This window comes from Citrobacter sp. H12-3-2 (assembly GCF_009649895.1).
Classification (GTDB): domain Bacteria; phylum Pseudomonadota; class Gammaproteobacteria; order Enterobacterales; family Enterobacteriaceae; genus Citrobacter; species Citrobacter portucalensis.
Map to the genome: position 1 here is coordinate 1,716,431 of NZ_CP045837.1, position 11,672 is coordinate 1,728,102.

Genomic DNA, 11,672 nt, shown 5'->3' on the forward strand with positions numbered 1-11,672 from the left:
GGAGAATCCCTATGTCTGAACTGAATCAGGACGTTAAGAACAGCCGTCAGCAGTTTTACCAGCATATTTCCGGGCAGAATCTGACCCCGCTGTGGGAGTCGCTGCACCGCCTGGTGCCGCCAACACCGAACGCACATTGCGCGCCTGCGTACTGGAACTATCAGGAGATCCGCCCGTTGCTGTTGGAAAGTGGCGATCTGATTGGCGCGAAAGAGGCGATTCGCCGCGTGCTGGTGCTGGAAAACCCAATGCTGCGTGGACAGTCTTCAATCACCCCAACGCTGTACGCGGGATTGCAGTTAATTATGCCGGGTGAGGTTGCGCCGAGTCATCGTCATAATCAGTCTGCGCTGCGCTTTATTGTCGAAGGGAAAGGGGCATTTACCGCTGTGGACGGTGAGCGCACCCAGATGCATGAAGGCGATTTTATTCTGACGCCGCAGTGGCGCTGGCACGATCACGGCAACCCGGGCAGTGAACCGGTGGTGTGGCTGGACGGTTTGGATCTGCCGTTGGTGAACCTGCTGGGCTGCGGCTTTGCGGAAGACTACCCGGAAGATCAGCAGCCGGTCACGCGCAAGGAAGGGGATTACTTACCGCGCTACGCGGCCAATATGCTGCCGCTGCGTCATCAGAAGGGTAACTCATCGCCCATTTTTAACTATCGCTACGATCGCAGCCGTGAAGCACTGCATGACCTGACCCGCATGGGCGACGCCGATGAGTGGGACGGTTACAAGATGCGTTACGTCAACCCGGTAACCGGCGGTTATCCCATGCCTTCGATGGGAACCTTCCTGCAACTGTTGCCGCAGGGCTTTTCCTCACGAATGGCGCGTACCACCGACAGCACTATCTACCACGTGGTGGAAGGAAGTGGGCAGGTCACCATTGGTAACGAGACCTTCAACTTTTCGCCAAAAGATATCTTTGTGGTGCCAACCTGGCACGGCGTGTCGTTCCAGACCCACGAAGATACCGTCTTATTCAGTTTTTCGGACAGACCGGTTCAGGAAGCACTGGGGTTGTTCCGCGAAGCACGCTATTAATTTGGGAGAGAGAAAATGACGCAATACGTATTTGAACCACAAGCGCCTGTTACCGTTCCGGTTGTTGGCTGTGATGAACAATTTCCTGTGCGCCGTGTTTACTGCGTGGGCCGTAACTATGCCGCTCATGCCCGTGAAATGGGCTTTGATCCGGATCGCGAACCACCGTTCTTTTTCTGTAAACCTGCCGATGCGGTAGTCCCGGTGGCGGCTGGTCAGATCCTCGAACTGCCGTACCCATCGCAAACCGATAACTATCACTATGAGATAGAGCTGGTGGTGGCGATTGGCAAAAAGGGCAGCGATATTCCGCTGGAAAAAGCGCACGAATATATCTGGGGCTATGCCACCGGTCTGGATATGACCCGCCGTGATCGGCAGATGGAGATGCGCCAGATGGGGCGTCCGTGGGAAATTGGCAAAGCGTTTGATCTCTCCGCGCCCATCGCACCGCTGCATAAAGCCAGCGAAAGTGTGGATGTTAACAATGCGCCAATCTGGTTGCAGGTCAACGGCGACGATCATCAGCGTAGCGATATTCGCCACCTCATCTGGTCTGTGAATGAAACCATCAGCTATCTGTCTGGTTTCTTCGAACTGCAGCCGGGCGATCTGATCTACACCGGTACCCCAGAAGGCGTGGGGGCGGTAGTGAAAGGGGATGTGATCACCGGAAACGTAGACGGTTTAACCCCCATCGCCGTGAAGATTGTCTGAGGTGGATGATGAAGCTGTACAGTTTCTTTAATAGCTCGGCGTCATATCGGGTGCGCATTGCGCTGGCGCTGAAGGGGCTGGATTACCAGACGGTGGGCGTCAACATTCGCATCGGTCAGCAGAACGAACTGGCCTACCGACGGATGAACCCGGTGGGACTGGTGCCGACTCTGGTGACCGATGACGGAGAATCACTTGGGCAGTCGCTGGCAATAATTGACTGGCTGGATGGCCACTTTCCGCAAACGCCACTGCTGCCTGCCGACTTCCCGGTGCGCAGTAAGGTGCTGGAAATTGTCTATGCCATCGCCTGTGATATCCACCCGGTGAATAACATGCGGGTACTGCGCTACCTGAGCGAAGAGTTAAAGGTCAGTGAAGAAGATAAAAAACGCTGGTATGCACATTGGATCCAGCAAGGGTTAAGCGCGGTGGAACAGATGCTGCGCCAGAGTCATTCGGGGAAGTTCTGCGTGGGTGATGCGCCGACGCTGGCGGATTGCTGTCTGATCCCACAGTGGGCGAACGCGTTACGTATGGGGTGCGATCTGAGCGGATATCCGCGCTGTAAGGCGGTATATGATGCCTGTACTCAGCTTCCGGCGTTTATCGCCGCCGCGCCCGAGAATCAACAAGATAAAATTCCAGCCTGATAAGGAGAACGACAATGGCTAAAGTGACACGCGCAATTATCGTGGGTGGCGGGATTGGCGGCGCGGCGACCGCGCTATCGCTGGCCCGTCAGGGCATTAAAGTGATGTTGCTGGAGAAAGCGCACGAGATTGGTGAAATTGGCGCGGGTATTCAGCTCGGGCCGAATGCATTCTCTGCTCTGGACAGCCTTGGCGTGGGAGAAGTCGCCCGTCAGCGTGCCGTTTTTACCGACCACATCACGATGATGGATGCGGTAAACGCAAAAGAGGTGGTCCGCATTGAAACCGGCCAGGCGTTCCGCGATCACTTTGGCGGTCCTTATGCGGTTATCCATCGGGTTGATATTCACGCCAGCGTTTGGGAAGCGGCGCTGGTGCATCCTAACGTTGAGTATCGCACTTCAACTAACGTGGTTGATATTCGCCAGACAGATAATGACGTCACGGTATTTGATGAGCACGGCAACAGCTGGACGGCGGATATTTTGGTGGGCTGTGACGGTGTAAAATCGGTCGTTCGTCAGTCTCTGATTGGCGATGCGCCACGGGTTACCGGACACGTGGTCTATCGTGCCGTGATTGATTGCGATGATATGCCGGAGGATTTACGCATTAACGCACCGGTGCTGTGGGCCGGACCACACTGTCACCTGGTGCACTATCCGCTGCGCGGCGGTAAGCAATATAACTTGGTGGTGACCTTCCACAGTCGTCAGCAGGAAGAGTGGGGCGTGAAAGATGGCAGCAAAGAGGAAGTGCTCTCCTATTTTGCGGGTATTCATCCGCGCCCGCGCCAGATGCTTGATAAACCGACGTCATGGCGGCGCTGGTCCACCGCCGACCGCGAGCCGGTAGAAAAATGGGGAACCGACCGCATCACGCTGGTGGGGGATGCCGCGCACCCGGTGGCGCAATATATGGCGCAGGGTGCCTGTATGGCGTTGGAAGACGCGGTAACGCTCGGTAAAGCGCTACAGCAGAGTGATGGCGATGCGGCTGATGCCTTTGCGCTGTATGAGTCGGTGCGTATTCCGCGTACCGCACGCATCGTCTGGTCAACGCGTGAAATGGGCCGTGTCTACCACGCCGCAGGCGTCGAGCGGCAGGTGCGTAATCTGCTGTGGAAAGACAAATCGCAGGCGGAGTTTTATCGCGGTATGGAATGGCTGTACGGTTGGAAAAAAGATAACTGCCTGTTGCCGCGCTGAGCCTCTTTAATCTCCCGAACGGAGGCGCTACCATAGCGCCTCTTTTTTTGCGGGTGACGATATGCGTGTTTTACTGGCGCCGATGGAAGGCGTGCTCGACTCACTGGTGCGCGAGCTGCTGACTGAAGTGAATGATTACGATCTGTGCATCACCGAGTTTGTGCGCGTGGTGGATCAGCTCCTGCCGGCAAAAGTATTTCATCGACTCTGCCCGGAACTCCATAACAACAGCCGGACGCCATCCGGCACGTTGGTTCGCATTCAGCTGTTAGGACAGTATCCGCAGTGGCTGGCGGAGAATGCCGCGCGCGCGGTAGAACTGGGCTCATACGGTGTCGATCTAAACTGTGGCTGTCCATCGAAGCTGGTGAACGGTAGCGGCGGTGGCGCAACGCTATTGAAAGATCCTGAGCTTATCTACCGGGGCGCAAAAGCTATGCGCGAGGCGGTCCCGGCTCATCTTCCGGTGACGGTGAAAGTTCGTCTGGGCTGGGACAACAGCGACCGGCAGTTTGAAATTGCCGATGCCGTCCAGCAGGCTGGTGCCAGCGAACTGGCGGTGCATGGCCGAACCAAAGAGCAGGGCTACAAGGCGGAACATATCAACTGGCAGGCGATTGGCGAGATCCGTCAGCGACTAACCATTCCGGTTATCGCGAATGGTGAAATCTGGGACTGGCAGAGCGCCCAGGATTGTATGGCCATCAGCGGATGCGATGCGGTGATGATCGGACGTGGCGCATTAAATATTCCGAACCTGAGCCGCGTGGTGAAATACAACGAGCCGCGTATGCCGTGGCCTGAAGTCGTGACGCTGTTGCAAAAATATACCCGCCTTGAAAAGCAGGGGGACACCGGGCTGTATCATGTAGCGCGGATTAAGCAGTGGTTAGGGTATTTGCGCAAAGAATATTCAGAGGCAACAGAACTGTTTCAGGAAATTCGTGCGTTAAATAATTCGCCGGATATCGCACGTGCGATTCAGGCTATCGAGATTACTGCCTGATCTCAGTTCCAGTAGGCCGGATAAGGCGTTTACGCCGCCATCCGGCATCAGAGAGAATAATAGCCTGAGATTTCTGCTATCAGGCCTGGGCGAAATGACGACATCAGAAAATCATCTTAAACACGCCTGTTACCACCAATAGCCCAATCAGAAAAATAATCAGAATTACCCACAGCAGAATTTTCATTAACTTTCCTTTTTTTGGTAAGTTCAGATTGAGTATAGGAAAGTATCAATCATTCTGCCTGGAGGCGTTGTTATGCTGGTTTACGTGCGCTGAGCAGAAACACCATCGGCCGCTCTTTTTCTTCATCTAAAGCCGGGTTTTCAGCAATCTGTTGCGCGGACGGCCCCCATTCATCGACACAAACGATCTCGAATCCGGCGGCAATCAGCGCATTAATCCAGGTCGCCAGCTTACGGTGCTGTTTTTTGACGCCTTCAGCAAACCAGTTACTGATGCGCTCACCTTCCTGCTGATAATGATTAACCGGCCAGGACAGCTGCCCAGTTTTATCTTTTATCCAACCCTGATTAAGCGGTGCGGTATAAATTGGATGCTCGGCAGAGAAAACTAACATACCGCCTGGTGTTAATGACTGGTAAATGGTTACGAATAATCGTTCTATATCGTGCAAATAGTGCAGGGCAAGCGAGCTATAAACCAGGTCAAAAGAATTTGGAGACAGGGTTAGCGTTTCGAGATCTTCACGCTGATAAACGATGCCATTACCCTGCGTCATACTGTGTGCCTGGGTTAACATTTTTTGTGAAATATCCAGTCCCATTACGCTGGCTGCCTGATTATCGCGCGCGTAGCGGCAAAACCAACCATATCCACAGCCCAAATCAAGAATGTTTTTGCCTTGAAGAGAGGGGAGCATCGCTTGTATTGTCGGCCATTCTGGCGCGCCGTCGAGTCCTTTCACCGAACGATCCAGCGTGGCATATCCGGCAAAGAACTCAGGATCGTCATAGATATTCTGTGACATAACATCTCCATCCATTAATTATTAAAATTATTTAATCTATATTATTCACGAGGTGTATATTTTTCTGATTATATATTTTTATTGCCAAAGATGTATTGCCACGCGTAACTAAAAAAGCAACAGCGACAAGTCGTAATCTCTGCACATCTTTTCTTACCTGTATATCTCCATGAATCGTAATTCTGTGTTTGTCACGACGGCATTGTTGCCGCTTTTTGTTCTGATGTCTGGCTGCGCGCCGATGCATGATGACCGCCAGTCTCTGTCACAGCAGACGCCTGCCGCAAATGTCGATACCACATTGCCTGCCGCGTTAAAAAATGGCTGGCCGGACAGCCAGTGGTGGAAGGCATATCACGACCCCCAGCTTAATGCGTTGATTGACAGCACCTTGCGAAATTCTCCTGATATGCAGGTCGCGGAACAGCGCATTCAACTGGCGGAGGCGCAGGCTAAGGCCGTGGAAGCGCAAGATGGCCCGGAGATCGACTTCTCCGCAGACGTTGAGCGTCAGAGAATGTCAGCTGAGGGGCTGATGGGACCTTTCGCCATAACTGATCCCGCAGCAGGAACCACGGGGCCGTGGTACACCAATGGAACCTTTGGTTTAACCGCCGGCTGGAATCTGGATCTGTGGGGTAAGAATCGGGCCGAAGTGACTGCGCGCATTGGAGCCGTTAAGGCGCGTGAGGCTGAGCGCGAGCAAACCCGGCAGCTGCTGGCGAGCGGTGTCTCCCGTCTTTACTGGGAATGGCAGACGCAGGCCGCACTGAAAACCGTGCTGACGCAAATCGAAAGCGAGCAGCAAAATGTGATTACCGTCGATCGTCAACTGTATCAAAACGGCCTCACTTCTTCGGTGGAAGGTGTTGAAACCGATATCGATTCCAGCAAAACAGAGCAGCAGCTGAATGATGTCAGCGGTAAAATGAAGGTGATTGAGGCGCGCCTAAGCGCGTTGAGCAACTCGCAGTCCGTTGCCCTGAAGCTCCATTCGACCAAACTGCCCGTGGTTGAAAGTCAGCTTCCGTCCCAGCTAGGTTATTCGCTGCTGGCCCGTCGACCAGATTTGCAGGCAGCACACTGGTACATTGAGTCATCGCTGAGCAGTATTGATGCGGCGAAAGCGGCGTTTTATCCCGATGTAAATCTGATGGCATTTTTACAACAGGATGCGTTACATCTGAGTGACCTGTTCCGCCATTCCGCGCAGCAAATGGGCGTAACCGCCGGGTTGACGCTGCCTATCTTTGACAGTGGCAGACTGAATGCGAATCTCGATATTACGAAAGCGCAAAGTAATCTGACGGTGGCGAATTACAACAAAGCTGTGGTGGATGCGGTGAATGACGTGGCACGTGCGGCATCGCAGGTAGAAACACTGGCGCAGAAAAATCAGCATCAGCAGCAGATTGAACATGACGCTCAGCGCGTAGTGGGGCTGGCGCAGGCGCGCTTTAATGCGGGTATTATTGCGGGCTCCAGGGTTAGCGAGGCAAAGATCCCGGCATTACGTGAACAGTGCAACGGTCTGATTTTACAAGGCCAGTGGCTGGATGCCTCAATCCAATTGACCAGCGCGCTGGGCGGCGGTTATCACGCATCCTGATTGTTCGGCCCGCCGGTGTTCCGCTGTCGGGCCATCTTCATTGCGCTTTACGCGTGCTTCGGCGTTTCATCCACCAGCGGACGCCCGCGACTATCCCGATAACCAGCACCAGCCAGATGCCATGCTTGATATGCTGGTCGAGGCTGTGCAGCCACGGCGCGATCACTTCACCACCGACGTAGCCGAGGGTGGTAAATAGCAATGCCCAGACAAACGCGCCAAGAATATTCAGCGGTAAAAATATCTTCGGCGGCAGGTGACTGGCGCCAATCAGTAAGGGACCAATAACGCGAAAGCCGTACATAAAGCGCGTACCGACCACAAACAGGTAAGGACGCCGTTGGATCATTTTCTGCGCATAATGAATTTTCGCCTGATGGCGCGAGAAACGACGCAGAATTTTGCCGCCAAAACGACGTCCGAGTAAATAGAGCAACTGATCGCCAATCATCCCACCTAGTGCGACCGAGAGTACCACCAGCGGGAATTTCAGGACTCCCTGATGCGCCACGACGCCGCCTAACAGGGTAATGGTTTCACCTTCCGCCAGGCTGCCGATGATTAACGCAGCATAGCCGTACTGCGCAACATAATGCGTTATATCCATACGTTGTATGACCTCCACGGTAATAGCATACACCCTATGAATACTTGATGCCGGAAAAGACGCATAGTAGCGCTTAACGTCGTTCAGTTCCCTAATGCCTGATGGCGCTTCGCTTATCAGGCCTACGGCTTACTAACTGACATTCGCCGTAGCGATCCGGTATTTTCTCTGTGTACATAAAATAATCAAAAGCTGAATTATACTTGAAGTGTTGAGGTCCGGAGCTGACAAGAAGGGGGCGGTATGAACCATGTCTGGGGGCTGTTTTCCCATCCCGATCGTGAAATGCACGTGATCAACAGCGAAAACGAAAGTGTTTCGCATCACTATACCCACCATGTACTGCTGATGGCGGCAATCCCGGTTGTTTGCGCATTTATCGGTACCACGCAAATCGGCTGGAATTTTGGCGATGGCAATATCCTGAAGTTATCTCTGTTGACCGGATTTGCGATGGCAATTCTGTTTTACGGGGTGATGCTGGCAGGCGTCGCCGTCATGGGCCGGGTTATCTGGTGGATGGCACGTAATTACCCGCAGCGCCCGTCGCTGGCGCATTGCATGGTCTTTGCAGGGTATGTCGCGACGCCGCTGTTTTTAAGCGGATTGGTCGCACTTTATCCGCTGGTCTGGCTGTGCGCATTGGTGGGGACCATTGCGTTGTTTTACACCGGTTATTTACTCTATCTCGGCATTCCGACGTTCCTGAATATCTCTAAAGAGGAAGGCCTGAGCTTTTCCAGTTCGACGCTGGCGATCGGTGTGCTGGTACTGGAAGTTCTGCTGGCGATTACGGTAATCCTGTGGGGTTACGGCTATCGGTTATTCTGACGGATAAACCTGTCTGCGCTGCGTTGTTGACGTAAAAGTCAGCAACGCAGCATTTCGAGACGATTCTCCTGTGGCGGCAAACCTGCCGGATCGCTATGATGCCTGAGCTAGCTTGAGATAATACTTAGTCTCTGGCGGTGTGCGTTGTGACGTGCGTGAACCATTATCAGAAATCTCATCATGCTGAAATTCCGAGTTTCATTATTAAGCCTTGCCCTGGTGCTGGCCGTTCCTTTTGCACCCCAAGCCGTGGCTAAAACGGCAACTACCGCAGCAGCTTCTCAGCCTGAGATAGCGTCCGGTAGCGCGATGATTGTTGATCTGAATACCAACAAAGTTATCTATTCGAACCACCCGGACCTTGTGCGTCCGATTGCGTCGATTACCAAATTAATGACCGCGATGGTGGTGCTTGATGCACGACTGCCGTTGGATGAGAAGCTGAAAGTTGATATCAGCCAGACGCCGGAAATGAAAGGCATCTACTCTCGTGTGCGACTGAACAGTGAAATTAGCCGTAAAGACATGCTGCTGCTGGCGCTGATGTCATCAGAAAACCGTGCGGCGGCGAGCCTGGCGCATCATTACCCTGGCGGTTATAACGCGTTTATTAAGGCCATGAATGCCAAAGCGAAAGCGCTCGGCATGACTCAGACTCGCTTTGTGGAACCAACCGGCTTATCGATTCATAACGTCTCGACCGCCCGTGATTTAACCAAGCTGCTGATCGCCAGCAAGCAGTATCCGCTGATTGGCCAGTTAAGCACCACGCGTGAAGATATGGCGACCTTTGCCAACCCGGCTTATACGCTGCCATTCCGTAACACTAACCATCTGGTATACCGCGATAACTGGAATATTCAGTTAACCAAAACCGGGTTTACCAATGCGGCAGGCCACTGTCTGGTGATGCGCACCGTGATCAATAACAAACCGGTGGCGCTGGTGGTGATGGATGCGTTCGGTAAATATACCCACTTTGCCGATGCCAGCCGTTTACGTACCTGGATCGAAACGGGCAAGGTGATGCCGGTTCCGGCAGCGGCGCTGAGCTATAAAAAGCAAAAAGCGGCGCAGATGGCAGCGGCGGGTTCAGCGACGAGCGAGCAAACTGCACAGAACGATTAAATAAGACACCTCATCCGGCATACACATAGCTAATGTAGCGGTAGGCCGGGCAAGCGAAGCGCCCCCGGCAACATGCCCGGTGGCGCTTATCTTTTTCTGGTTTACGACTCTTTCCAGAACTTTTGCTTACTCGTTTTACCAATCCCCGGATTCATACTGTTGGTGGGGTCATTCTCGCGGTAAAAACGGGTTAAGGTTTCCGGTGCTTTATACAGATGTCCGACGTTATGCTCTGCCGGATACTGTGCTCCGCGCTCGTGCAGAAGCTCCAGCATCTGCTCTTTCAGCGCATGCGCATCCACGCCTTTTTTCACGATGTAATCCTGATGGAAGACGTAGCACATAAAGTGGCCGTAATAGAGTTTGTGCACCAGTTGGCTGTCGATCTCTGCAGGCAGATGCTCGTACCATTCGGTGTCGTTACGGCGCAGCGCGATATCCAGCGCCAGAATATCTTCCACTTCATCGGCATGTACGGCCTGATAACGAATCGCCGCGCCAGCCGCCGCAAAGCGATGCAAAAACGCCTTGCTGCCTTCTTCCGGCGTACATGCAAAGAAGTCGCCTTCAGCGGTTTCGAAAAACTCGCTTAGCCAGTTTTGCGCTTCAGCCACGCCACCACCGGCCATTTTTAACAGCAGGTGATGTTCGTACTTATCGCGCCAGCTTTTCATGCGCGCGGGTAAGTGGCTGGGGAACAAATGGCCAAATTTCTGCATTGCCCGATCGGTGAAATGTGGACGGAAAATTTTCACTTTTTCCAGCATCGCATCGGTGCGACCTTTCAGGGTGAAGAAGAACGGCATTTTGTCGGTGCCGAGCTTGTCGATCATCAGAAACGTATCTTTGCCGTATTGCTCAGCGATGTCATAAATATCGCGGTGCATATATTCACCGGCGACCGGCAGATGCTCAAATTTTGCCAAAATATGACGGCGGATCTCCGTCAGCACCTCTGGCTGGTTGGTACCGATGTAAAAGACCTGCTGGTTTTTTTCGGCTTCGAAGGTGTCCAGACGCACCGCAAAAACCGCGAGCTTGCCTGCACAACCGGATGATTCAAACAACCGATCCGGGTCGGCGTTATAGCGAGCGGGCGTGTCCGCCTCAATATCTCTGACGCGGGTAACGTAGTCGTGATCGTGTGCATGACGTCCATCGTGGCGCACATCGTCATCTTTGATACGCTCGTCATCAAGTTTGCTAAGGATCTGTTCTGGGGTCTGGCCCAGTTCGATACCCAGATGGTTAACCAGCTGTAATTTACCCTGCTCGTCAATACGCGCAAACAGCGACATCTCCGTGTATGCCGGACCGCGCTGAACCAGCGAGCCGCCGGAGTTGTTACAAATACCGCCAATCACTGAAGCGCCGATACAGGAAGATCCGATCACCGAATGCGGCTCACGGCCAAACGGTTTGAGCGCTTTTTCCAGTGAATAAAGCGTGGTGCCGGGATAGGCCAGCACCTGTTCGCCTTTGCCGATGACGTGCAGCTTATCAAGGCGCAGGGTGCTGATAATGACAATCTCGCGGTCGTAATCATTACCGCTCGGCGTAGAGCCTTCGGTCAGGCCAGTGTTGGCGGCCTGCATCAGGATAATTTTATCTGCGGCGACGCAAGCGTTGAGGACGCGCCACAGTTCTAAAAGCGAGCCAGGGAACACCACGGCGAGTGCATCGCCCTGACCGGAACGGAATCCCTTGCGATAGCGGGCGGTTTTAGCAGGGTCTGTGAGCAGGTGTGAATGACCTACCAGACGGGTCAGTTCATTCAGAAAAGCTTTATTATCTGTTGTAATGGAAGACATTCTCCACTCCTTGTGGTGGGACTCAATATCAGAAACAAGCATAGCGCTTTGTATGACAATA

The 11,672-nt window shown here is 53.4% G+C and carries 11 protein-coding genes; 8 read left to right on the forward strand and 3 right to left on the reverse strand.

Features of this window, described 5'->3' with window-relative positions; all coding sequences use genetic code 11:
- Positions 1–11: 11 nt before the first annotated feature.
- The 5 genes from gtdA (at position 12) to dusC (ending at position 4,633) form a co-directional block, all read left to right on the forward strand.
- Entirely contained in the window at positions 12–1,049 is a 1,038-nt protein-coding gene (gene gtdA, locus GHC22_RS08090; RefSeq protein ID WP_048234914.1) for a gentisate 1,2-dioxygenase, read from the forward strand.
- Between the two features lie 15 nt (positions 1,050–1,064).
- Positions 1,065–1,766 (forward strand): fumarylacetoacetate hydrolase family protein, encoded by a 702-nt coding sequence (locus GHC22_RS08095; protein WP_032943989.1) that lies wholly within the window; start codon positions 1,065–1,067, stop codon positions 1,764–1,766.
- Positions 1,767–1,774: 8 nt separating this feature from the next.
- On the forward strand, positions 1,775–2,419 hold the full coding sequence (gene maiA / locus GHC22_RS08100; RefSeq protein ID WP_003834489.1) for a maleylacetoacetate isomerase: 645 nt from the start codon (positions 1,775–1,777) through the stop codon (positions 2,417–2,419).
- A 14-nt stretch (positions 2,420–2,433) separates the two neighbouring features.
- The gene (locus GHC22_RS08105) at positions 2,434–3,627 is read left to right on the forward strand and encodes a 3-hydroxybenzoate 6-monooxygenase (protein WP_153752629.1); all 1,194 of its coding nucleotides are present in this window, start codon (positions 2,434–2,436) and stop codon (positions 3,625–3,627) included.
- Between the two features lie 61 nt (positions 3,628–3,688).
- Positions 3,689–4,633 carry a tRNA dihydrouridine(16) synthase DusC gene (gene dusC, locus GHC22_RS08110; RefSeq protein ID WP_003834483.1) on the forward strand — a complete coding sequence of 315 codons (945 nt, stop codon included), beginning with the start codon at positions 3,689–3,691 and terminating at the stop codon, positions 4,631–4,633.
- A gap of 257 nt (positions 4,634–4,890) precedes the next feature.
- Here the strand turns inward: dusC and GHC22_RS08115 are convergent, their stop codons facing one another.
- Positions 4,891–5,625 (reverse strand): bifunctional 2-polyprenyl-6-hydroxyphenol methylase/3-demethylubiquinol 3-O-methyltransferase UbiG, encoded by a 735-nt coding sequence (locus tag GHC22_RS08115; RefSeq protein ID WP_008785256.1) that lies wholly within the window; start codon positions 5,623–5,625, stop codon positions 4,891–4,893.
- Between the two features lie 169 nt (positions 5,626–5,794).
- On the opposite strand from GHC22_RS08115, the gene mdtQ reads away from it, so the two are divergent.
- Positions 5,795–7,234 (forward strand): multidrug resistance outer membrane protein MdtQ, encoded by a 1,440-nt coding sequence (gene mdtQ / locus GHC22_RS08120; RefSeq protein WP_128316785.1) that lies wholly within the window; start codon positions 5,795–5,797, stop codon positions 7,232–7,234.
- A 37-nt stretch (positions 7,235–7,271) separates the two neighbouring features.
- Here mdtQ and GHC22_RS08125 read toward each other — a convergent pair whose 3' ends face one another.
- Positions 7,272–7,841 (reverse strand): DedA family protein, encoded by a 570-nt coding sequence (locus GHC22_RS08125; protein ID WP_003834476.1) that lies wholly within the window; start codon positions 7,839–7,841, stop codon positions 7,272–7,274.
- A gap of 243 nt (positions 7,842–8,084) precedes the next feature.
- Between GHC22_RS08125 and GHC22_RS08130 the strand changes: the two genes are divergently transcribed.
- On the forward strand, positions 8,085–8,672 hold the full coding sequence (locus GHC22_RS08130; protein ID WP_003834475.1) for a Yip1 family protein: 588 nt from the start codon (positions 8,085–8,087) through the stop codon (positions 8,670–8,672).
- Between the two features lie 180 nt (positions 8,673–8,852).
- The gene (gene pbpG / locus GHC22_RS08135; RefSeq protein ID WP_048234922.1) at positions 8,853–9,800 is read left to right on the forward strand and encodes a D-alanyl-D-alanine endopeptidase; all 948 of its coding nucleotides are present in this window, start codon (positions 8,853–8,855) and stop codon (positions 9,798–9,800) included.
- A 101-nt stretch (positions 9,801–9,901) separates the two neighbouring features.
- Here pbpG and dld read toward each other — a convergent pair whose 3' ends face one another.
- Positions 9,902–11,611, reverse strand: a complete 1,710-nt coding sequence (gene dld / locus GHC22_RS08140) for a D-lactate dehydrogenase (protein WP_153752631.1) — start codon at positions 11,609–11,611, stop codon at positions 9,902–9,904.
- Positions 11,612–11,672: the final 61 nt, after the last annotated feature.